The organism is Nonomuraea diastatica (assembly GCF_004349015.1).
Classification (GTDB): Bacteria; Actinomycetota; Actinomycetes; order Streptosporangiales; family Streptosporangiaceae; genus Nonomuraea; species Nonomuraea diastatica.
In genome coordinates, this window is sequence record NZ_SMKP01000194.1 from 1 (window position 1) to 20,450 (window position 20,450).

Genomic DNA, 20,450 nt, shown 5'->3' on the forward strand with positions numbered 1-20,450 from the left:
CTACCTGACCTACCTGGCCCGGGCCTTCCCCCCGGCCACCACCCGCGACATCACCTGGTGGCACATCGCCCGCACCACACCCCACATCCGACCAGCAGTCGGGCTCACGACCGGGCTGGCGGTCGGAATGCCGCCCGGGCTCATACCCATGACCGGAGCCAGAGAACTCACATTCTGGGTCGTCATCGTCTTCATCAGCTGGACCTGGCCCGGGCTCATAACCGGATTGGTGTTCGGGCTCGTGCGCGCCACATCTTGGGTTAACGAAAAACCCGGCTATGCAAACCTGCGCCTGCGCGGACGAACATTCCGTTCTGTCCGCTTCAACATAGCCGCCCTCGTGGTCAGGCTCGTGGCGGGGCTCGGGCTCGGGGTCGGGCTCGGGGCCGGGCTCGCGGTCTTGATCGTGGGCAGACTCGCGGCCGGGCCTGAGGCCGGAGCGGCCGGGACCGCGATGACGGCTGCATTCGTGGTCGTGCTCGGACCCGTCATCTGGCTCGGGATCACCCTGGCACCCTGGCTCATCACCTGGGCGGAACAGCCTACGCTCGAATCAACCAGCACACCCCGCTCCAGTTGGCGAGCCGACAGAACGCTCACCCTTCTGCGCATGATCGTGCCCGGGATCGCGGTCGGGCTTACGGTCGTGCTCACGTTCGGGTTCATCGAACTCGACGGCGTGCCCAAGTACGGGCTCGTGATCGGGCTCGCGGTTGGCCTGACGGCCGGGTTCGTGATGGGCAACCATCATGTGTGGCTGGTCTGCACCATCGCGGTGGCCCGGCTAGCCCTCCAACGCCGGCTTCCCTGGCGGGTCATGGACTTCCTCGACGACGCCCACCGCCTAGGACTACTGCGTGCCGTCGGCCCCGTTTACCAGTTCCGCCACGCGGCCCTGCACGATCACCTCGCCACCGCCGACACCGCTGGTGGAGCCTCGCAACTACCGACACTGAGAGACAGCCTCTGAGCCTTCCCGCCGCATGCTGCCATCCCGGAACACGACGCTGGAGGCCCACGCTCACGCCGGGGCCGTCCTCTTCGCTCTTCGTCCGGCCCAGCAGCCCGCGGCTCCAGTCCAGCTTGCACCCCTGAGCATCAGGACGTCGGCGAGACAGCGGCAAAAGTTCAACACGCAGACTTGACGGGGAACGACAGGAACTCGCCCACCGTCCCCATGATCGCGTTCGCGGTGCCCTCGCTGCGATACCGCACCGGAGCGCCCGGTTTGCGTGATCGCGACGGCATCGGCTCGTCCACCAGCCAGCGCATCATCGCCATCAGCTGCGGAAGGCTCGGGCCGGCCCAGTCCAGCCCATGACCTCGGCAGTACGACAAGTACAAGGCGATCCGGCCCGCGTAGGTCTTCTCGGTGTTGAACGCCCGGCCCGCCCCGCGCAGCCCCGCCAGGCCGCGCACACCTCGACATGCAACTCGAGGTCCTCATCGTCGACCACCATCCACGACGCTGACGAGTCCGTTCGCGCAGTTCGGCCAACGCCGGTCACCCGGGTTGCCGTGCCGGTCGCAGATGTGACCGTGGCGGGACCCCCGACGTTATCTAGGGTTGTAGGGCCCTTCCAGCAGGTCAGAGGAAGATGATCCTTTCTTTCACGTAGGCCAAGTTGGAGTCCTGGTCGGTCAGGCTTCTGCAAGGAGTCTCGGGAGTTCGCGCATGTCGTCGAAGACCGTGGTGTTCGGTCCTTCGAGCCATTGCGCCGGTGTGAGTCCGCCGGCGTAGCCAAGGGCGCGCATGCCGGCTGCGCGGGCTGCTTGGATCCCGTATTGGCTGTCCTCGACGACGATGCAGGCCGAGGGGTGGACGCCCATCTGCTTGGCAGCGTGCAGGAACAGGTCGGGGGCCGGTTTGCCGCGGGCGACCTCGCTTGCGCTGAAGATGCGGCCTTCGAAGTATGGGTAGATTCCGGTGTGGCCCAGGGTGTGGCGCATCGTGTCGTGGCTGCCGCCCGAGGCGACGCAGCTGGGCAGCGTGAGGTTGTCGAGGACTTCGAGGATGCCGTCAACCTGGGTGAGTTCGGCATCGACGGCCGCGCGGTGGAGTCGCTCGAATCTCTCCCACCAGAGCGCGGCCCGGCTCGGCCCTACTCGGGAAGTGATTTGTTCACGGGCGAACACGGGCGACCGGCCGATGAACTTTTGGATCACCTCGGCTTCGGTCAGCGGCCAGCCCAGCTCAGCGCCCACGGCGACATGAGCGCGGACGGTTATGTGTTCGCTGTCGACGAGCACGCCGTCGCAGTCGAAGATGACGAGTTCAATCGCAGTGATCATCTGGACAGGTTAGGAAGGAGTGGTCGTCCGTGTCAGCTGCATGATCCGATGGCCGGTGCGCGTCAGGTAAGTAGGCAGGCTTCCTGATGCGTCTGGTGCCCGACGACCGATTCCGACGCTCTCGTCACGCTGCAGGCCCCCGTTTCTAGAGCCGTTGACGTGGTGGGATGAGTTCGTGTTACGCGACAGGCAATGATTGCCATAGCAGGAGCGACCGGAGGAAAGACGTGGGAGCAGGTCGGGAGTGGGCAGACACGACGTTCCTGATCATCTTGAGAGGCCCGGCTGGCGCCGGTAAGACGACCTTGGCCCGAGCGCTCCAGAGCAAGGTTGATGACGGTCTGGCGGTCGTCGACACCGATATGTTCAGCTGGCAGACCGTGCCAGGAGAGCCTGACAAGGCCTTGGTGTATCGCAATGTGACGACAGTGGCCAGGAACTATCTGCAGTGCCGCCGTAGTGTCATCGTCGCTGGCTTGATCATCACCAGCGAAGAAGCCGGGGCGATCGACCAGCTGCGCCGGGATGCCCAAGCCGATGGCGTGACGTTCCTGGACTTCTATTGCTGGGCACCTCGCTCCACCGTGGTGGAGCGCAACCAAGCACGTCGCAAAAACGTTCCCGAGGAGTGGGTCGCCCGATGGTGGCACGAGGCCGAAACCGACAAACGGAACGTGGCATGGCCTCTGATAGAGCTGGACATGCGACGAGAGCTGCCCTCGCTGGTGCACCATGTTCTCGACACCGTCACGGCCGCGCAATCGCCCGCCGATGCGCCAGGGTAGGGCGGCCCATGGAAAGCCTCTGAAAGCCGCGGTGCTCAGCCCGGCGGACTGATGCGCGCGAGGCGGAACGTCCGGGACTGTGAACGCAAGCGTTCTCCGAACCAGCTGCTGATCTTCCTCGTGGACGCTTTGAGCAGTGATGCCCTCAGGCCACGAGTCCCAGGGTTTCGGGCGCTTCCCAGGCGGTCAGCTGCCGCTCAGGGTAGGGTCGGCGAGGGCTTGCCTGTCCTGCCCGGACAGCTCTTGCAGCAGGACGGCCACCGGCTCGATCACCTGCATCGTGGCCGCGGGCGTGATGGCGTCGTCGTCGCTGAGGTCGAGTCTGATGACGATCTCCGTGAGGGCCTTGGCGAGGGTGCGTTCGATCGAGGTCATGATGGGGCCTCCTGGCTGGTCGTTGACGGGCGATGGGCCTGGTCAGCCTGCTGCCGGCTCGGTGAGCCGGGCTTCCAGGTCGGCGATCATCTGTGCCAGCAGGCTGGTGTTCTCCTGCCGGACCACCTGCGGGCCGACCGTGTCGAGGCCGGCGACTTTCGTGATGCACTCGTCAGCGGCTTGGGCCATCGTTTCGAACTCCTTGCGCGCGATCGAGTGCGGGTTGTCGGCCTCGAACGTGGTGGCGCGGTGCATGTCCTTCACCGACGTCATCGCGGCTCGCGCGGCGGCCATCGCGTCGCGGGCGCTGAACTCATCGCCGTGTCCGTTGCGCATGTAGCGGGTGACAAAGACCCGGCGCCGGCCAGAGCCGCGCCGGGCGGGGTCGGTCGACGGCATGAACCGCTCCAGACGATCGCCCCGATTGGCCGCGATCACGCGGACGACCCCGACAGCCCGCCGTAGCCGGCGACCGTCGGGGATCCCGACTCCGGCGGCGATGTCGGCATAGCTGACCTCGCGCCCGTGATTGCTGCGCAGCCAGATCATCACATCCGCGACGTCGGTCTCGGCCTGCATCCAGCCCATCGCGCCGCGCCGTGATGACTGCCGTGGGCTCACAGCAGCTTGCCGTTCTCGTCCAGGAACTTCGCCAGCGCGGCGTCGTCCAGAGCGGAGCCGGTGGCCAGATCGCGGACGGCGGTGATGGCCGCCTCGGCGCCGTCGCAGAGCTCGGCGATGGCCTGGGCGCGGTCGGCGGTGAAGCGGATCTGCTGCTTGTGCAGCAGCGACAGCGCCCGCGAGGCGGCCATACGGATTTCGGCCATGGCATGGAAGACGTCCATGGACGCATCGGCCTCGGACCCGTCACCGGCCGCGCGGGCCTGGGCGGCGAAGGCCTCCCGTTCGGCGCGCCGGGCGCCGTCGTACTCGCTCTGCCGCTGCCTGGTGACCTCGGCGGCCGCGGCGCGGTCGGCCGCATCGGCGGCGGCCTGGCGGGCCTTGAACTCCTCCAGGGCCTCTCGCGCCGCCGCCCGGGTCGCCTCATCGGCCAGCAGGGCGGTCTTGACCGCCGTCGGGTGGCCGATGACGTAGCTGATGGCCGAGGGGCGAGTCCCGGCCTTGGCCGCCTCCCGCTCGATCGCCTCGCGCCGCTCGGCCGAGATGGGCCTGGCCTCCCAGCTGCGGTAGTAGCCGTTCTTGCCATAGAACGGATACTGCTTCTCATCGGGGAGCTCAACGTCCGCGCCCGGGTGCAGGTCGAGGGCGGGCGGGACGACGCCGTCGGCGGCCAGGCGGTTCCATGCCTCCCAAAGGGCCATGACCCGCTTGGCGCTGGTGCCGGCCCGTCGGGCGAACTCCCGGGCGCTGATGCGCCGGTAAATGTTTCGGCCGAAACATTTGGACTGCTGTTCGATCGTGACACCGCGACCCATATCGGGCGCGACCCGCCGGGCGACCAGATAGGCCAGCAGCCACGGACCTTTGCGCTCCAAGGTGGCGAACTGGGCGATGTCCGCGCCGAGGGCATCCTCGCCGTCGTCGCCCTCGCTCTCGAGGGCCTGCTCGGGCGGGTCCCCGCCGGTCACGCTGCCGGTCACGTTGCCGATCGTCTCGTCCATCACGTGGTCACGCTTTCGCGCCGCCCGCGACGCTGCGCCGGACGCCCACACCGCCACCGACCGGTTCAACGCCTCCTTCATCCCGGTCCCGGACAACAACGCCACTGCCGTGCGCATCCACTCCAACGGCGACACCTTCTCGCCGACCGGTACGACCAGGGTCGCCAGCAGTTCCCGCCGCATCTCCACCGGCGTCTGCTCCACCAGGTGCTCGTTGACCGCAGCCAGCTGCTCCGCCCGCACGTTCGTGACCAGCGGCGCCAGCGTCGTGATCCCCGGCAGCAGCACCCGGTTCTCGATCAGCCACACCACCGCTCGGTCGAACAACTCCCGCCGCGAATCGCGCGTCTGCGCCGCCCGCGACGCCACGAACACCCGCAGCTCCGTCTCCGCCTCCGCGAACTCCCGCAACCCAGCCAGCTCGCGGATCTCCCGCGCGTGCTCATGCTGGGTCGACAGCCTCTCCGCGTAGTGCTTGATACACGAAGGGTCCGCCACCCCGAGTTGCTCGGCGACGTAGTCGACCACCACATGCGGGACATCGCCAGGATCGGCCAGGAACGTGCCGAGCATCCGCGCCGTCCCCCACTGCAGACCCCAGCCGAGCCGGTTGTGCGGACCGCGCTTCTTCGCCACCTCCACCAACGCGTCCGCGTCCAGGTAGAAGAACCGCTCCAGATCCTTCGGCGACGGATCGGTCAAGAACCGCCGATAGCGGTCCCTCTGCTCCTCAGACAGGTACTGATACGACATGCACCGCGACAATATGAGATCAATGACCCTCTACCAGCCGGTACGCCTAAACCGAGATCAACTAGTCCGCGACGCTTCGGCCCGCAACCCCCTGTCCTGCGGCGGGATGCTTATCGTTCAATTCCGGCTGATAGTCCCAAGACCCCCTCACGCACGAACTGCCGGTGCCGCTTGGCCGTGCGATCCGCATCGGTCTCCGCGACGACCGCGTCCGGCAACTCCAGCACGCCGCGCACGTGATCGACCACCGCAGCCGGAACGTCGGTGAGTTTCGCGAAATACCCCAGCCGCTGATAGCACTTCAGCCGGACCAACAGGGCGAGCAAGTGCTGTTCGCTCTGTGTCTTGCCATATGCCCACGTGATCTCATCGGATGTGGGCGTGAACGCTTCGGCGAGCTCCCGCACCGACACCCCGCGCTTGAACCGCGGGTAAGCCGTGCGATCGATCGACGCCAACCCGACACCCCAGCAAGATCAACTACTTGGACGAGAACACCTTAACCGTGTTCACGGCCACGGATACAGACCTCCCCCGACCAGCGGTTACGCCCGACCGCGGCCCCTTTCTGGCGTATTCACTTTCCCACCCCCAAACGGCATTGACTCATGACCTCGGAGTACGAAAGTAGTGTGAGGATGGGTAGGTGTTGACCTTTTCGACGGCGATGTATCCCAGGCGGTATTTCCTCTCCCAATTCTTCTCCGCCAGAAATACGCGCAGGCCAGTCTTCACGAAGTCGATCCATGCGTCGTTGGTGTTCTTTCCCTGGACCCATCCTGTGGTCACGCTGTTGAGGTTGGCCTTGTCGGCGAACACGGTTCCCTTGTCCTGGGTGCCGCCTGTGCGCCATACCGTCAGGCCGCCCTGGGGGAAGCTGACGGCTCCGTCGCCGCTGTTCGGTCCTTCTACCCAAGGGGTGGTCACGCCGTTGAAGTAGGCCGCGTCGGCCGTCACGGTCCCCTTCACGCTGGAGTTGTTGGAGATCTCCACCCCTGTGCCGGTGAACGTAATGCCCCCGCTGGTCGTGTGCCCGTGGACCCGGGGTGTGTCGATTCCGATGGTGGCGGTGAGGGTTTCCAGGATGGGGTTGCTCACCTGGACGGTGGTGGTGAGGAAGTGTTGCTGCTGGGTGGTGGGGTCGGTGGCGATGAGGGTGTAGGTGGTGGCCCGGTTCGGGGCGGGCGGTGACCAGGTGCCCCCGGAGACGGGCGTTCGCCCGCCCGGGTACTGGATTTCGTAGGTGAAGCCGGCGGGCCCCTCCCAGCTCAGCGTGATGGTATCGCCGGCGTTCACCATGACCTTGTCCGGGTGGAAGTCGCGCGGCGTCGGAATCTCCTTTGGAGCGGTCTTCACCAGCGCCACCGGCGTGTTGCTGGGGCGCAGGTTCCCGGTCTTGGTTCTGCTGGCGTCCTCGGTCACCCTTAGCACGGCCAGCCCGGGCGTGGGGGCGATGGTGACGTTCTCCAGCGTCAGCACCAGGTAGTCGCCGGGGCTGAAACTGATTCGGCTACCGCCCGGGTCGGTGATGTGGATGGCGACGCCCTGCGGCTGGACGGTCAGCGAACGGGTGCTGCCCGACTTGATGTTTGTGTACTCGCCTTTGGGCTTGATCGTGGTGATGTCCGGGGTGAGGTGGTCGGCGCCGTTGCCTACGGGGACCGTCACCGTGATCTTGGAGTATGCCGTCTTTTGTCCGGTGTTGGTGATGAGCAGGTACACCGTCCCCGTGGACTTGGACTGCCGCCCGGCCGACGACGCCTCCAGGGGCGCCGGGTCGGTGAGGATGGTGTAGGTCAGCATGGTCATGGTCACGACTCCTTCTCTTGGAGGGCGGCGCAGGCCGATGATCTGCCTACTACGAGAGGACCGGGCTGGGTAGGACAGGCGGCGACACGGGTGAGGGACCCGAAACCCGCCGCTTGTGACGCACCACAGAGGATCACCCCTTGATCCAAACGCCGGTATTAGAGCGTGACAAGAGCACTCAAGGAAGCCATAACAGGTTGATCCGGCAACGGCTCAGTGTCTTGACAAGCATCGGGACCACGCGCCACCGGCCGCTCCCCGAACGCCTGGAGCCGGCTCGTGGACCGGCTGCTGGCGGCAGCGTCGAGGACGGCTCCTTCGCACGACACGCGTCCGAGGCACGGGCGGTTCGGCAGGAGTCGGCCACACGAGCGGGCGACCGTGGCTGCTGGCGCTGGTCACCTCGCGACTGGAGGAGGCCGTGGTCAGCGCGGAGCGGCGGCTAGTGGAGCGCCGTCAGGCCGCCGAAGAGAGCGGCTGGGACGGGTCATGGAGCGGCCCCACTCGCCTCACGCCTGACTACTTAAAGTCACTCAAGATAACGAACTCCTTCAGGGCCTCCCGCGCCGCCCTTCGGGTCGCCTCATCGGCCAGCAGAGCAGTCTTGACTGCTGTGGGATGTGTCATGACATAGGTGATAGCCGACGGCCGGGTCCCGCTCTTTTCTGCTTCTTTCTCGACCGCATCACGCCGCTCGGTCGACAGGCCCGTGGCCTCCCAACTGCGGTAGTAGCCGTTTGTGCCGTAAAAGGGATACTTTCCGGTATCAGGAGGCTCGATGTTGGTGTCCGGGCGTAGGGCGGCGGCGTGCGGGACGGCGCCGTCGGCGGCGAGCCGGTTCCACGCATCCAACAGGGCTATGACGCGCCTGGGGGCAGTGCTGGCCCGGCGGGCGAACTCTCCGGCGCTGATGCGCCGGAAGGCGTTCAGGCCGCTGCGGGGCTGGTAGTCGATTCTCACGCCGGTGCCCTCGCCGGGCGTGACTCGCCTGGCGACCAGAAGGGCGAGCTTCCAAGGGCCTTTGCGATCGAGGGTGACGAACTCGTCGATATCCGCCTGCAGGGCTTCCTCGCCGTCGTCGAGAGCCTCCTCGGGCGGGTCCTGGCTCATCACGCTGTCGTCTTCTCGCGCTGCGGCCGCCGCTGAGCCTGACGCTGGGCCGGGACGCTGACCGTGCGGATCGCGGCGATTTGACGGACCCTTTTGGTGAAGACGTCCAGGTCGTCCAGGGCGACGGAGGCGTTGACCTGCTGTGCGAGGTCCAGTTGCACTGTCTTGGGAAGGCGTTTGATGATCCGTGCGGACTGCGCGGCCAGGGCGAGCAGATCGGCGACCAGCGCAACAGCGCATCGATCCGCGAATACAAATCCATCACGAATGCCGTGTACACCCATCCCGACGCGGTCGGCACGTACGTCAGGTCGGCCACCCAGCAACGGTTCGGCGCCAGCGCATCGAAGTCCCGCTCCAGCAGGTCAGCGGGCCGCTCCCCACCAGCCGGCAGCGTCGTGCGGGGCCGCTTACGGCGCGCGCACGCACCCTCGATACCTAATTCACGCATCAACCGCTCGACTGTGCACCGCGCCACCTCGATTCCCTGACGATTCAGTTCACGCCAGACCTTGCGCGCCCCGTACACCTTTCTGCCCGGATTTCCCCACACACGCATGATCTCGACTTTCAACTCCTCATCACGGCACGCCCGAGCCGACGGTTCACGTTCGCGTCGCTTGGCTTCGTGATAGCTAGACGGGGCAAAATCCAGGACCGCGCGATCGGTTCCACTCCGAACCGATCCCGATACAGGTCAACGATCTCGATCAGCGCGGCAGTCTCGGGTCGAGTTCCCGGGCGAAAAACGCGGACGCCACCTTCAGAATCTCGTTTGCCCGGCGCAGCTCACGATTCTCCCGCTCCAATTCGGCGATCCACTGCGCGTCGCTCGACGTGGTGCCCGGACGCTTTCCCTCATCTACGTCCGCCTGCCGTACCCATGAGCGCAGCGCCTCGCGATGCACACCGAGCCGGTCGGCCACCCGGGCAATCGCCCCGGTCTTGCCTCCGGTCTCCTCACGCAGGTCGAACACCATCTTGACGGCGCGATCGCGCAGCTCTTGGGGGTACTTCCTCGGTGCGGGCACGACTCCCAGCCTTCCAGTCTTGGGAGCCTCCAACCAACCCGGGGCAGCTCAGGATCGCCTACCGGGCGCGAGCCCCACGGCGACGGAGGCCCCGTAGTAGTCGCCGGAGTCACGACCGGCCAAGGAGGGCGGGAAAGCCGCCCGCAGGGCGAAGGGGGTCAGGTGATGGGACACCTCAGGGTCGGGAGGTATGCGTAATGCAGAGCGCCGCAACGGTGCTGGGTGTCCTGCGTGAGCGCGGCAGGCGTGGCCTGCCGGTGAACGAGCTGTATCGGCAACTGTTCAACCCGCAGTTGTATCTGCTGGCCTACGGACGCATCTACGCTAACCACGGCGCGATGACACCCGGGGTCACACAGGAGACCGTGGACGGCATGTCCCAGGCGAAGATCGGCCGGATCATCGAGGCCATGCGCCACGAGCGCTATCGGTTTCGCCCGGTGCGGCGGGTGCACATCCCCAAATCGAGCGGGAAGACGCGCCCGCTGGGACTGCCGACCTGGTCGGACAAACTCGTCGGGGAGGTGGTGCGGCTGCTGTTGGAGGCGTATTACGAGCCGACGTTCTCCGACCGGTCCCACGGGTTCCGGCCGGGGAGAGGCTGTCATACCGCGCTGCGGGAGATCGCCAACACCTGGACCGCGACGGCCTGGTTCATCGAGGCGGACATCACCGACTGCTTCGGATCCTTAGATCACGACCTGATGATCAAGATCCGGTCGGAGAAGATCCACGACAACCGGTTCCTGCGGCTGGTGCGCAACATGCTCACGGCCGGATACCTGGAGGATTGGAACTGGGGCGCCACCCTGTCCGGGGCTCCCCAAGGCGGGGTTGCCTCGCCGATCCTGTCCTCGATCTACCTGCATAAACTCGACCAGTTTGTCGAGACGGTTCTGATTCCGGAGTACACCCGCGGGAACCGCAGGGCGCGCAACCCTGCCTACCTCGATCTGCAGAACCGGCTGGCCAAAGCCCGCCGCCGCGGCGACCGGGCGCAGGCCCGCGCGCTACGGCGACACATGGTCAGCCTGCCCAGCTCCGACCCGGACGATCCGGGCTATCGGAGGTTGCGCTACTGCCGATACGCAGATGATCATCTGCTCGGGTTCACCGGGCCCAAGGCCGAAGCCGAGGAGATCAAACAGCGCCTGGCGACCTTCCTGCGCGACGAACTCAAGCTGGAACTCTCCCAGGACAAAACGCTGATCACCCACGCCCGGACCGGCGCGGCGCGCTTCCTCGGCTACGAGATCATCGTCCAGCACAACAGCCGCAAGACCACCCGCCGTCGCAGGACGGTCAACGGGCAGGTCGCTCTGCGGGTGCCGCCGGACGTGATCAAGGCCAAGTCTGCCCCCTACCTGCAACACGGCAAACCCGCCAAGCAGAAGGCCCTGACCGACGGCAGCGACCACACCATCGTCGCCACCTACGGGGCCATCTACCGGGGCATCGTCCAGTACTACCTGCTGGCCGGAGACGTCCACCGGCTTCACCGGCTGCGCTGGGTCATGGAGACCTCCATGCTCAAGACCCTGGCGGGCAAGCACCGCTCCTCGGTGTCGAAGATGGCCGCCAGATTCAAGGCCAAGGTCCAGACACCGCAGGGCATCCGCAACGCTGTCGCAAAATGCCGCCGGACTACCGGACCCACGCCGCCATCGTCGCGATGCCGCGCGTGCTGGCGTGGATGGCGGCGACTTACGTCGATCACTATCAAGCGGCGACGCAGCAGGGGTACCGCACAGCCGCCGTGGACCTACGCGCATTCGATTCGCCCGAGGTGATCGAGCAGGTGCTCGACGTGTACCGGGCGGAGAAAGACGCCTGGCCACGGTGCGGGAGGGCATCCGAGCTGTCCGCCGGGCCCTGGCCGCGCAGGCACGCTGAGCAAATCGGGCAAACCTCAAACATCGTATGCACACCCACAGCGATCCTGGATCCGACCAGTGCACCAGCGGTGCATGAAACAGCCCGGCCTGTCTCCACAGGAGCGAGGACGCGTCGGATGGCAGGTGCCTCGCGAAGTGCTGCACTGGCGGACTGGTGGTCATCAGCGGGGTGGCAAGCATGGTCAGGCATATTCCTCTGCGGTGGGTCTCTTATCGAGCGCGGCCCAGAGCGATCGCCAGCCGGTGGTCGGCGCGGTGGGCGGGGCTGCGAGCGAGATGGTCAGGGTGGGCGTAGGTTTGGGTGGTGCGCGGGTCGGCGTGGCCGAGCAGGGCCTGGACGACGTCGATGGGTTCGCCGGCCTCGAGCATGGCGGTGGCGACGCTGTGTCGGACGCCGTGCACGGTGACCTCTTCGGGCTTGTCGACGCCGACGGCCTTGGCGATGCGCTGGATGAGTTGTGTCACGTAGGTGCGCTGCAGTGGCGCGCCGGTGCTGGTGACAAACAGCGGGCCAGATAGGTCGTCGCGCGTGGCGAGGTAGCCGTCGAGCAGGTCGCCGGTGAGGTCGGCGATGACGACCTCGTGGCGGCGGCCGCCCTTGGCAGGCAGGGTGAGGATGCGGTGCTCGCCGCGGCGGCCCAGATCAGCACGTTGGGCGCCGGTAAGTTCGCTGACGCGGCAGGCGGTGCCCTTGAGCACGGCGAGGATGGCCTGCACCCGGGGGCTCTCCACCTCGACGGCGCGGGTGAGCATCCGGTTCAGCTCGGCCTCGGTGACAAACCGGGTGCTCTTGTCCCGCTGCCGTTTGGGCAGGTCCATGCCGTCGAACGGGTCGTTGCTCACGAGGCGGGCCCGTCGCAGGTAGCGGTACCAACTCTTGAGCGCCGACAGGCGACGGCGGCGGGTCTCGGCGGCGTAGCCGGCGTGCCGCATGGCTGCGGCGAAGGTGTCGGCCTCGATGAAGTCGACGTCGGTCAGCTCCAGACCGCGGGCCTGGACCCACCACAGCCACCAGGAAGCGTCCTTGATGTAGGCCTCCTGGGTGTTGGTGGCGGAGCGGCGGTCGGCCAGCAGCCAGGCACCGGTGGCGCGCAGCATGTCTGTGTCGGCGCCGGCCGTGCGTAGCAGCGCGGCCAGGCTTTGCGGATCGCGGGCCGGTGGCGGGCTGCCCCGGGCGGGCAGCCGGATCGGCAGCGCGGCCAAGGGGATCAGCTCGGCGAACGGCAGGTCCGCCTCCTGCCCGTCGGCCGTGTCCGCGCGCGGGCAGGAGGCGGTGTCGGGAGCGGGGACGCCGAAGCTGTGCATGGTGGCAAGCCGGCCGGTGTCCGGCTCGGCCGGGGCCGGATTGGTGGCGCCGGGGGAGAGGCTCATCGCGGAGTCCCGGCGACCTGCTGCTCGTCGGCCAGCCATGCGTTGAGGTAGCCGAGCAGCTGGTCCAGCCGCGCGCGGCAGCCGGGGGCGAGCCGGCCGCCGGTGCCGGGCAGCACCCGGATCTCAGCGTCGGCGAGTTCGGCTCGGGTGAGGATGATGCGTCTGGTCTGTCCGTCCAGCACGGCCTGCGGGGTGCCGTAGCTGAAGGAGCCCTCGGTCAGGGTGAGCACGGTCCGCTCCGGTTGTCCGGCCGGACGCGGCAGCAGCAGAACGATGGCGTGTGCCCGGGTCAACCGGGGCCAGCGTGCGGTCATCGGCTGGTTCCGTTCTTCCGGCCGGGTGGGGCGGCGGTGGGGGCCTGGCCCGTCCGTTCACCGGGACCCGCGTAGGTGACGCCTGCGGTCGGGTGGCACAGGACGCGGCTGGCGGGCTCATCGTCGAAGCGGGTGCGCAGGTAGCCGCCGCGGAAACCAAGGACGGTGCCGACCCGGCCCTGCACGGTGATGCGGGCGTTGCGCTTGGCGGGGGGCAGCCGATAATGGGAGCGCACGTAGCGGGCGGCCTCGCCTCCGTCGTCCCACGCACCCGCGTCGGGAGCGGACGGTCCTGGGCGAAGCGGCTCGGTTTCGATTCCGTACACCGCGGCAAGCGCCACCGCGTGGCCGGCGCACATGCCGGTGCGCCTGAGGTATCGGGCCTCCTCGGTTCGGGTGATCGGCTCCGGGCAGGGCCGGTTCAGCCGGTCACCCGGCCAGGTGGCATCGCATTCCTGACAACGGGTGAGGTCCGCTTCGAGCGCGAGGGTCGCGCCGTGCTCGGGGCAGACGCCCCGGGCGATGCCGCAGGCGTGGACGGGCAGCGGCACAGTCGTGGCCCGCAGGCCGGCGAGGGCGCCGTCCGTGGCGGCGGAGGGCGAGGCGTCCTCCGGTACCGCGGCGGTGGCCGCACCGGCCCGGTGGCCGGGGAAGGCACGCAGCAGTTCCGCATGCCGGGCTCTGGCCTGGTCGCCGCCGGGCATGTTTTCTGGACCGGAGAGCAGGACACCGATCGTGGCCCAGTCGCGGCCGGCGGCGCGGGCCGCGTCCAGCAGGTGCAGCTCATAGTGGTCGAGCATCGCCCGGGCGTGGCCGAGCAGGGCGAGCGCGTCGTCGACGTCGCCGGGCGCCGCCTCCGGGCCGTGCGGATCGGGCGGATGCTGCAGAGCGAGCGCGACGCGTTCCACGGCCTCCAGGGTGGGCAGGGCGTAGCCGACGTCACGCGCGGCCGCCCGGCGGGCAGCCGCGTCGCCGTGGCGGGCGGCGAGTCGGTGCGCCGCGGTGCGCTCGCGTCGGCTCCGCCCCTCATCGTCGCGGTCGTCCACGCGCTGGTCGTCCATCGAGGCCTTCTCCTCCGGCCGGGGCTCGGTGACGGGGCGGCTGAAGCTGTGCATGGTGGCCAGCTGGCCTGCGTCGGGCCCAGCCCCGGCGAGGGCGGCGGAGCCGGGGGACAGGTCCGTCGCCTCGCTTCGGCGGCCAAGTAGCGCTTCGGCTGCGCGTTCGGCGGTTCGGCGTGCGCTCATCGGGTCGGTGTGTGGGTGGGGCGGGGTAGCGGTCATCGCCCATCGCCTGTCTGGCTGCTGGTCGCGGCTGCCGGGGAACCCCCCAGCGGGGTGTCGGCCGCGATGTGGGCGACGTAGCGGTTGGGCAAAGCCGCCTCGGACAGGCCGAGCCCGTCGGCGAGCAGACCGGCGACCCGCTGCTGGTAGTGCTCCAGTTCGCGGTCGGCTGGCTCGCGGCGGGCCTGGTCGTGGTGAAGCATCCCGGTCAGCACCACGTAGGTGGTCTCCAGTTCGGCCACCGTCAGGATGCGGGTGGTGCCGCGCACGTGCAGCGGGGTGTAGTGCCCCCACTGGTGGGCCGCCCGCCCGGCGGTGGTGATCACCCAGGGGGCGTAGGGGCCGGGTCCCCGGCGCCGGATGAGCCGGCGGGCCTCCAGCCAGCGCAAGGTGATCGGATGGGCTGACTCCATGGCCTGACCGGCCGCGCCGCGTGCCAGGGTGGCTTTCTGCCCGTTGCTGAGCCACCTCAGGAGGGGACGGCCCCGGCGCGGAGCCCGCTCGCGGGTGGTCATCATCGATCTCTCCTTCGCGGAAGATCTGGCGAAGCTGATCCGGGCCAGCGGTGATCTGATCTGGAGCACACCCCCTGCTGTGGTGGTGCGTGTCTGAAGACGTTCGTCGGCGGCGACGGGCGTGTGTCCGGAGGATCGGCAGAGGGCTCATCCGGCACGGAGTTGTAGTGGCCCAGGGCCTGCCGTACCCGGGTGCGACCGAATGGCGTCAGCCGGTACAGCCGTCGCCGGGGGCGGCCGGGCGGCGTGCCCGTTGCCCAGGCGCTGGTGATCCATTCCAGCCCCTCCAGGCGGGCCAGCTGGGGATGTATCGTGCCTGCCAGCGGTGCGGCTCGATCGCAGATGTCCAGCGGTGACAGGCCGAGGTGGTCTTCCGGCAGTTGCAGCAGGACCGTCAGGATGCGCGCGGTGACGTCCATGATCTCCTTCTCGGTCGTTGGTCATCCTCCGGTATCGCGGGGCTCGCGGGCCGGCGGAGCGTCCGGGGACACGGGCCGGAAGGTTGCCGGTCGGGTCGGGCAGATCGTCGGGGAACCGTCGACCAGCAGGGGGGGTCATCGCCTGCAGCCCTCTTGCTCGATGGACCGTTGCTCGCGTACAGCGAGGCCGCGCGGGGTGGATCGTGACAGGGGCCGCGCCCATCATCGGGTGTCCTCGCCCAGTTCGGGCGCCACCAGGTCGATCGCGGCCATGGTGAAGGCCGCCGCGATGTCTCCGGCGGTGGCGCCCGCCTGCTGGCGCATGGCGATCTCGATGCCCGCCTTGGACAGGACGCGGCCCATCGTCACCTCGTCGATACCCGGGAGCACGATGCGCAGCTTGTCGGCGAGTTCCCGGCCTGCTGCGCGCGATCCCTCCAGGCCGGAGCCGGCTGCCCTGATGGTCTGCAGCACTGCGGCGAACTGAGCGCGCTCGGTGGCGGTCAGGCCGCTCATGCTTGCCCTGGGCGGAGGGTACGGGCGTCACCGGTGTTGGGTGTCCCACGGCGGCGGTTAGTCATCAGGGTCTCCGGGGTGAGGTGTGCGAACGAGGAGTTGGCCGAGGCTGATGCGGCCCAGCAGGGTCGGCAGATCCAGTCTGCCGGTGGGGGTGCGGGGGGTAGGTCGCGGGCCAGCTGCACTCGTCAAGGTGGGCTGGGTCGTCGAATTCCTCGCCGATCGGCGGGTCCAGATCCGGCCGTGCGGGGTGCATCTCCACCCCTGCCGGCAGTGCGGCACGGATCGCCGCGGCGTAGGAGTCGGCCGCCCAGGCGAGCGCGGCGGGGTCGTCCGCGATCCACCGGCAGACCGGTGCGCCGTCGCGGGCCCGGCGCGCGACGGTCGCGGCGATGGTGTCCTCGCCGTTGAAGCGGCGAGGATCGCCTGAGACGTTATCCCAGAAGCCGTACGTGGTGCGGGACGCCGTGCATCGCCCGGTAACCGGGTCCAGCGGGGCTGAGCACTCCTCGCCCTCGACGGTCGGTCTCGTACACCTGATCACGCGCTCGTTCCCGAACGCGCTCAAGAGGTCGGCCAACTGCGCGACGGCGGTGGCGGTTTCCTGCAACGCCTGCCCCTGCCGGTCGACCTGTGCCCGGTGCAAGGCGAGGCGGGCGGTGGAGAACCGGCGGTGCGCCGCCACCAGTTCCGTATCGTCGCGGTGGAGCATGACGAAGCCGAGGGCGGCCTCATCCAGGAATGCCAGGCCGCCGTCGAGCGGCAGGTACGGGGGTGGCGGCACCTGCCCGACTGCGGTCAGCAACCGGGCGAGTTCGGTGGCGGTGCGAGCGTCCGGGCCGGTGGGCGCGCCCATGGCTACAGCCCCATCCGGTCATACAGGCGGACCGCGAGCTCGCGGGCCAGCTGTCCGAGGCTTTCGCCACGGTGGCACGCGGCGAGCTTGTCCAGCAGCGCGGCGACGGCCTCGGCCTCGCCTGTCTCCAGCAGTGGCAGGCGCTCGCCGGCGGCGGCTGCCATCCGGGTGCGCAGGAAGGCCTCGAGTTCGTCGCGGGTGAGCGGCCGTCCGGTGTGGCGGTCGCGCATCGAGGCGGCGAGCCCGTCATCGGCAGGGGAGCGCGGCCGGTTCCCCGCGACGAGGCCCAGCTGGGGCTCCAGGACAACGTTAGGTGCGGGATCGCGGCGGCGTAGCTCGGGCAGCGCCGCCTCGTGCGCGTCCGCAGGCTCGTGGTCCATGCCGGGCCTCCTGTCGGTCGGGGTGCCGGGCCGATCGTATCGAATGTCTAGATCGTCTACATGTCGATAACAGAGATTATCGACTGTCGGATCGAGCGGACGCTTGAAAGCATCGCATCGATGCGTTCCGAGAAAGCATCACGTAGAACTTTTTGGTAACTTGCCCCTGTGAGCGATCAAGGATCGAAGCCGACCGAGAGCACCCTCCAGGCGCCGGAACCCGCGCCGCGCGCCGCCGCCGAGCCCCCCGCCGTGGCGGGGGAGCATCCGGACTCCGACCCGGACATATCGGGCACGCCGGGCGGCGCCGGGCCGCACGCGCTGCCCCGGCCAGGCACCGACCCCGCGCCGCACGGCCGCTGCCTGTACGACGGCAAGCCCTTGGCGGCCTCCAAGGGGAAGAAGCCGCGCGCGTACTGCGACGACCGGTGCAAGAACGCCTACTACCGGCACAAGGAGCGCACCGAGCGCGAGGCGCTGACCGCCGCGGTGGCCAGCACCGAAGGCGTGCTCACCGAAGCGCGGCCGCTCGCCGACACCCTGCTGGAGCTGGCCGAGCGCTTCCAGCGCGGCACCGAGCAGATCGAGCAGGGCGCGCTGCAGCGCATCGCCTCCGCCGAGACCAAGGCCGCCGAGGCCGCCGCCGACGCCCTGGCCGCCCGCGAGCAGGCCGAGACCGCCGAGCAGGCCCGCCGCACTGCCGAACGCGCCACCCGGGACGCGGTCGCGGCGCAGCGCCAGGCCGAAGAACGCGAGGACCGGGCCCGCGCCGACCTCGAGCGAGTGCAGCGCGAGACCGGCGAGCGGGCCGCGGCCGCCGAACGCCGCGCCGCCGCCGCCGAGGCCAAGCTCGAACACTCCGAGCAGGTCCGCACCAGCCAGGCCAACCAGATCCGCACCTTGCGCGAGCAACTGGCCCAGGCCGCCGCCCGGATCGACGAGCTCACCGCCCTCCTAGAGACGCGCAAGGAGGAACTGGCCCACGCCAAGAGCGAGGACCTTCGCCTGACCGACCGGCTGGAGCAGACCGGCCAGCGCCTGGCCAGCAGCCAGGAACAGCTCCAGGAGGCCAAGACAGCCGCTAAGGACCTGCGCGCCGAGCTCGCCAAGGCGCGCCACGAGCTCACCACCGAGCGGCAGCGCTTCGCTGACGACCGCGACCGGCTGCGTGAGCTAGCCGACCAGGCGCTCCGGGCCCGGGCCGAGGCCGACGCCGCCGCGGCGGCGGTCGTGGCGGCCGCCGAGACCCGGCTTCAGGTGGTCACCGGGGACCTGCAGCAGGCGCGCGGCCAGTTGGCCGCCGCCCAGGCCTCCACCGGGCTGGCGCTGCCGCCGCTTATCGATCTTGGCGAGGATCGCCAGGGAGTGCTGCTGCCTGAGGGTGGCGCCTTCGAGGCGGTCAGCCATCGAGACGGCGTGCCCGTCCTGCACTACCGCTCTCAGGGCACCCCGATGCCGGTCGGCGATGACGACCACGCCGACTCCGCCAGCCGTGCCCTGGCTGCCGCGTTGCTCGCGATCGTCGCCACAGCCGCCACGATCGGGGTACCGGGACCGCGTAGCGAGCCACAATGAGACCCCGACACGGCGCGGCGCGCTGCCTGTGACTTGGATCGCTTGATGACGTGATTCTGGGACCGCCGTTGAAAGGGCCTTTGACGCTGGGCTTCGACCCCGCCCGTTTCTAGACGAAACCGCCAGCCTGCTACCGGGCCTCCTGGCAGCTGCCCGGACCGGACTTCCACCGGCAAGCGACGACGAGCTTACGAACAACAAGATCAGCCGCTACGTCACGGCTTCACCTCCTGCTCTGCTGGGCGCACGAAAAGGGCTCAGTGGAATAGACGCCTCACGGCGACGCCTCATCGCAACGATCCAGCACTGACCAATTGCTCTCAAACGGCATTGACCTCATGACCTCGGAGTACGGTAGTAGTGTGTTGGGTAGGTGTTGACCTTTTGGACGGCGATGTATCCCAGGCGGTATTTGCTCTCCAAATTCTTCTCCACCAGAAATACGCGCAGGCCGGTGTCCACGAAGTCGATCCATGCGTCGTTGGTGTTCTTTCCCTGGACCCATCCTGTGGTCACGCTGTTCAGGTTGGCCTTGTCGGCGAACACCGTCCCCTGCTCCCGGCCGCCTTCCCCTCTCACGTTCAGCCCTTCTGTGGGGAAGGTGATGCGGCCGTCGTTGTCGCTTCGTCCTTGTACCCATGTGGTTTTCACGCCGTTGAAGTCGGCCTTGTCGGCCGCCACGGTTCCCCGGTTGCCCGCGTTGTCGAGTATCTCCATCCCCGCGTCGGAGAAGGTGACGCGGCCGTGCTTTCCGTCCGCCGCCCCCTGGATCCACGGCGTACGGGTGCCGTTGGTAGCGGTTATCTGGGTCAGGGTCGGATTATTGATAGTAATGGTGAGGGTGGCGTACTGGTAGGTCGTCTGGGAGTCGATTCCAGAAGTCGCGGACGCTTTCAAGGCAAAGGTGGTGTCGTTGACGACCTTGCCTTCCGGAACGGTGCAGAAGGTGTCAGACCCTCCGTAGAGGGTCGTGCCGTCGCCGTCGTAGAGCTGAAAGTGGCTGCCGTTGCTCTCCCAGGTGAAGCAGACGGCATCACCGGCGGTGAACTTCGTCCTGGGGATGGTCGGGTTGTCCGGGGCGGTGGACAGGAAGTTGTGCAGGTAGAAGGCGGGTTCGGTTGTGGGCAGGGTCAGGTCGAGCGGGTCCTTGCGACTGTATGTGTCGCTGGTCGTGCCGGAATATTCGGTGACCAGGCAGGTGAGTCCGCTGCCGGTGGTGGCGGCGAGTGTGCCGCTGATGCGGAATTGCAACGGCTCGTTGACGAGGTCGGAATCAGGTATGGGCGGTGGCTCGAAGATGACGTGGAAGTAATCCGTGGTAGCGGCGAGGCCGAGTTCCTGCCCGGTTTTCATCTGGAACGACAGAGGATTCCAGTTGCCGCCGATGACCTCACCTTGCGGTTTTTCGGTGAAGTACGCGCCTCCGCCTTCCGGCGCACTGGCCGGGACGGCGATGTCGATCTTCTCGCAGTAGATCTGCTGGCCGGCCGGGCTGGAGACGGTCAGGTCGATGCGGCCTGCGGGGGGTTTGTCGGGGCGGCCTGCCTCGAGG

General features: G+C 68.3%; 23 protein-coding genes and 1 pseudogene. 4 read left to right on the forward strand and 20 right to left on the reverse strand.

The window, feature by feature from the left end:
* A partial coding sequence (locus E1294_RS53545; RefSeq protein ID WP_220448264.1) for a hypothetical protein occupies window positions 1-970 on the forward strand: 970 nt, incomplete at its 5' end.
* A 158-nt stretch (window positions 971-1,128) separates the two neighbouring features.
* Here E1294_RS53545 and E1294_RS43070 read toward each other — a convergent pair.
* The gene (locus E1294_RS43070) at window positions 1,129-1,419 is read right to left on the reverse strand and encodes a hypothetical protein (protein ID WP_220448265.1); all 291 of its coding nucleotides are present in this window, start codon (window positions 1,417-1,419) and stop codon (window positions 1,129-1,131) included.
* A 222-nt stretch (window positions 1,420-1,641) separates the two neighbouring features.
* A complete protein-coding gene (locus tag E1294_RS43075; RefSeq protein WP_132517069.1) occupies window positions 1,642-2,292 on the reverse strand; it encodes an HAD family hydrolase in 651 nt (216 codons plus the stop codon).
* 227 nt (window positions 2,293-2,519) lie between these two features.
* Between E1294_RS43075 and E1294_RS43080 the strand changes: the two genes are divergently transcribed.
* A complete protein-coding gene (locus E1294_RS43080; protein WP_165977803.1) occupies window positions 2,520-3,077 on the forward strand; it encodes an AAA family ATPase in 558 nt (185 codons plus the stop codon).
* Window positions 3,078-3,263: 186 nt separating this feature from the next.
* On the opposite strand, the gene E1294_RS43085 is transcribed toward E1294_RS43080, so the two are convergent.
* The 9 genes and pseudogenes from E1294_RS43085 to E1294_RS43120 form a co-directional block, all read right to left on the reverse strand.
* Window positions 3,264-3,452: a hypothetical protein gene (locus E1294_RS43085; RefSeq protein WP_132517073.1), complete on the reverse strand. Its 189-nt coding sequence runs from the start codon at window positions 3,450-3,452 to the stop codon at window positions 3,264-3,266.
* 42 nt (window positions 3,453-3,494) lie between these two features.
* On the reverse strand, window positions 3,495-4,031 hold the full coding sequence (locus E1294_RS43090) for a hypothetical protein (RefSeq protein WP_220448266.1): 537 nt from the start codon (window positions 4,029-4,031) through the stop codon (window positions 3,495-3,497).
* 38 nt (window positions 4,032-4,069) lie between these two features.
* On the reverse strand, window positions 4,070-5,827 hold the full coding sequence (locus tag E1294_RS43095) for a DUF4158 domain-containing protein (protein ID WP_132517077.1): 1,758 nt from the start codon (window positions 5,825-5,827) through the stop codon (window positions 4,070-4,072).
* Window positions 5,828-5,937: 110 nt separating this feature from the next.
* On the reverse strand, window positions 5,938-6,285 hold the full coding sequence (locus E1294_RS43100) for a DUF4158 domain-containing protein (RefSeq protein WP_220448267.1): 348 nt from the start codon (window positions 6,283-6,285) through the stop codon (window positions 5,938-5,940).
* A gap of 148 nt (window positions 6,286-6,433) precedes the next feature.
* Window positions 6,434-7,636, reverse strand: coding sequence for a hypothetical protein (locus E1294_RS43105; RefSeq protein WP_132517079.1), 1,203 nt, complete (start codon window positions 7,634-7,636; stop codon window positions 6,434-6,436).
* A gap of 519 nt (window positions 7,637-8,155) precedes the next feature.
* Entirely contained in the window at window positions 8,156-8,749 is a 594-nt protein-coding gene (locus tag E1294_RS56630; RefSeq protein WP_246083694.1) for a hypothetical protein, read from the reverse strand.
* Entirely contained in the window at window positions 8,746-9,030 is a 285-nt protein-coding gene (locus tag E1294_RS56635) for a hypothetical protein (protein WP_246083695.1), read from the reverse strand. Before E1294_RS56635 ends, E1294_RS56630 begins: the two co-directional genes overlap by 4 nt.
* 137 nt (window positions 9,031-9,167) lie before the next feature.
* Window positions 9,168-9,320, reverse strand: a pseudogene (locus E1294_RS58515) (IS3 family transposase); the annotation flags it as partial.
* A 136-nt stretch (window positions 9,321-9,456) separates the two neighbouring features.
* Window positions 9,457-9,777 carry a transposase gene (locus E1294_RS43120; protein ID WP_132517085.1) on the reverse strand — a complete coding sequence of 107 codons (321 nt, stop codon included), beginning with the start codon at window positions 9,775-9,777 and terminating at the stop codon, window positions 9,457-9,459.
* 197 nt (window positions 9,778-9,974) lie between these two features.
* Here E1294_RS43120 and E1294_RS43125 point away from each other — a divergent pair, with 197 nt between their 5' ends.
* Window positions 9,975-11,567: a reverse transcriptase/maturase family protein gene (locus tag E1294_RS43125; protein WP_220448268.1), complete on the forward strand. Its 1,593-nt coding sequence runs from the start codon at window positions 9,975-9,977 to the stop codon at window positions 11,565-11,567.
* A gap of 315 nt (window positions 11,568-11,882) precedes the next feature.
* On the opposite strand, the gene E1294_RS43130 is transcribed toward E1294_RS43125, so the two are convergent.
* The 8 genes from E1294_RS43130 to E1294_RS43165 all read right to left on the reverse strand — a co-directional run bounded on the left by E1294_RS43130 (window position 11,883) and on the right by E1294_RS43165 (window position 17,323).
* Window positions 11,883-13,043 (reverse strand): tyrosine-type recombinase/integrase, encoded by a 1,161-nt coding sequence (locus E1294_RS43130; RefSeq protein ID WP_132517087.1) that lies wholly within the window; start codon window positions 13,041-13,043, stop codon window positions 11,883-11,885.
* Window positions 13,040-13,357, reverse strand: a complete 318-nt coding sequence (locus E1294_RS43135; RefSeq protein ID WP_132517089.1) for a hypothetical protein — start codon at window positions 13,355-13,357, stop codon at window positions 13,040-13,042. The genes E1294_RS43130 and E1294_RS43135 overlap by 4 nt, the downstream gene beginning before the upstream one ends.
* Window positions 13,354-14,601 carry a hypothetical protein gene (locus tag E1294_RS43140; protein WP_132517091.1) on the reverse strand — a complete coding sequence of 416 codons (1,248 nt, stop codon included), beginning with the start codon at window positions 14,599-14,601 and terminating at the stop codon, window positions 13,354-13,356. The genes E1294_RS43135 and E1294_RS43140 overlap by 4 nt, the downstream gene beginning before the upstream one ends.
* Window positions 14,602-14,633: 32 nt before the next feature.
* Window positions 14,634-15,155, reverse strand: coding sequence for a hypothetical protein (locus E1294_RS43145; protein ID WP_132517093.1), 522 nt, complete (start codon window positions 15,153-15,155; stop codon window positions 14,634-14,636).
* Window positions 15,152-15,571 (reverse strand): PadR family transcriptional regulator, encoded by a 420-nt coding sequence (locus tag E1294_RS43150; RefSeq protein WP_132517095.1) that lies wholly within the window; start codon window positions 15,569-15,571, stop codon window positions 15,152-15,154. Before E1294_RS43150 ends, E1294_RS43145 begins: the two co-directional genes overlap by 4 nt.
* A gap of 222 nt (window positions 15,572-15,793) precedes the next feature.
* On the reverse strand, window positions 15,794-16,087 hold the full coding sequence (locus E1294_RS43155; protein ID WP_132517097.1) for a hypothetical protein: 294 nt from the start codon (window positions 16,085-16,087) through the stop codon (window positions 15,794-15,796).
* Window positions 16,088-16,151: 64 nt separating this feature from the next.
* The gene (locus E1294_RS43160) at window positions 16,152-16,943 is read right to left on the reverse strand and encodes a hypothetical protein (protein ID WP_132517099.1); all 792 of its coding nucleotides are present in this window, start codon (window positions 16,941-16,943) and stop codon (window positions 16,152-16,154) included.
* 2 nt (window positions 16,944-16,945) lie between these two features.
* The gene (locus tag E1294_RS43165; RefSeq protein ID WP_132517101.1) at window positions 16,946-17,323 is read right to left on the reverse strand and encodes a hypothetical protein; all 378 of its coding nucleotides are present in this window, start codon (window positions 17,321-17,323) and stop codon (window positions 16,946-16,948) included.
* A gap of 168 nt (window positions 17,324-17,491) precedes the next feature.
* Here E1294_RS43165 and E1294_RS43170 point away from each other — a divergent pair, with 168 nt between their 5' ends.
* Window positions 17,492-18,898 carry a coiled-coil domain-containing protein gene (locus E1294_RS43170; protein WP_132517103.1) on the forward strand — a complete coding sequence of 469 codons (1,407 nt, stop codon included), beginning with the start codon at window positions 17,492-17,494 and terminating at the stop codon, window positions 18,896-18,898.
* A gap of 336 nt (window positions 18,899-19,234) precedes the next feature.
* Here E1294_RS43170 and E1294_RS53550 read toward each other — a convergent pair.
* The coding region (locus tag E1294_RS53550; RefSeq protein ID WP_220448269.1) for a hypothetical protein at window positions 19,235-20,450 on the reverse strand (1,216 nt) is incomplete at its 5' end.

Coding starts and splice junctions, on each gene's coding strand:
- E1294_RS43135 (WP_132517089.1), bottom strand. CDS start 13,357: ATGACCGCACGCTGGCCCCGGTTGACCCGGGCACACGCCATCGTTCTG.
- E1294_RS43150 (WP_132517095.1), bottom strand. CDS start 15,571: ATGGACGTCACCGCGCGCATCCTGACGGTCCTGCTGCAACTGCCGGAA.
- E1294_RS43160 (WP_132517099.1), bottom strand. CDS start 16,943: ATGGGCGCGCCCACCGGCCCGGACGCTCGCACCGCCACCGAACTCGCC.
- E1294_RS43155 (WP_132517097.1), bottom strand. CDS start 16,087: ATGAGCGGCCTGACCGCCACCGAGCGCGCTCAGTTCGCCGCAGTGCTG.
- E1294_RS43140 (WP_132517091.1), bottom strand. CDS start 14,601: ATGAGCGCACGCCGAACCGCCGAACGCGCAGCCGAAGCGCTACTTGGC.
- E1294_RS43095 (WP_132517077.1), bottom strand. CDS start 5,827: ATGTCGTATCAGTACCTGTCTGAGGAGCAGAGGGACCGCTATCGGCGG.
- E1294_RS43075 (WP_132517069.1), bottom strand. CDS start 2,292: ATGATCACTGCGATTGAACTCGTCATCTTCGACTGCGACGGCGTGCTC.
- E1294_RS43105 (WP_132517079.1), bottom strand. CDS start 7,636: ATGACCATGCTGACCTACACCATCCTCACCGACCCGGCGCCCCTGGAG.
- E1294_RS43125 (WP_220448268.1), top strand. CDS start 9,975: ATGCAGAGCGCCGCAACGGTGCTGGGTGTCCTGCGTGAGCGCGGCAGG.
- E1294_RS56635 (WP_246083695.1), bottom strand. CDS start 9,030: ATGGGTGTACACGGCATTCGTGATGGATTTGTATTCGCGGATCGATGC.
- E1294_RS43085 (WP_132517073.1), bottom strand. CDS start 3,452: ATGACCTCGATCGAACGCACCCTCGCCAAGGCCCTCACGGAGATCGTC.
- E1294_RS43130 (WP_132517087.1), bottom strand. CDS start 13,043: ATGAGCCTCTCCCCCGGCGCCACCAATCCGGCCCCGGCCGAGCCGGAC.
- E1294_RS43090 (WP_220448266.1), bottom strand. CDS start 4,031: ATGCAGGCCGAGACCGACGTCGCGGATGTGATGATCTGGCTGCGCAGC.
- E1294_RS43165 (WP_132517101.1), bottom strand. CDS start 17,323: ATGGACCACGAGCCTGCGGACGCGCACGAGGCGGCGCTGCCCGAGCTA.
- E1294_RS43145 (WP_132517093.1), bottom strand. CDS start 15,155: ATGATGACCACCCGCGAGCGGGCTCCGCGCCGGGGCCGTCCCCTCCTG.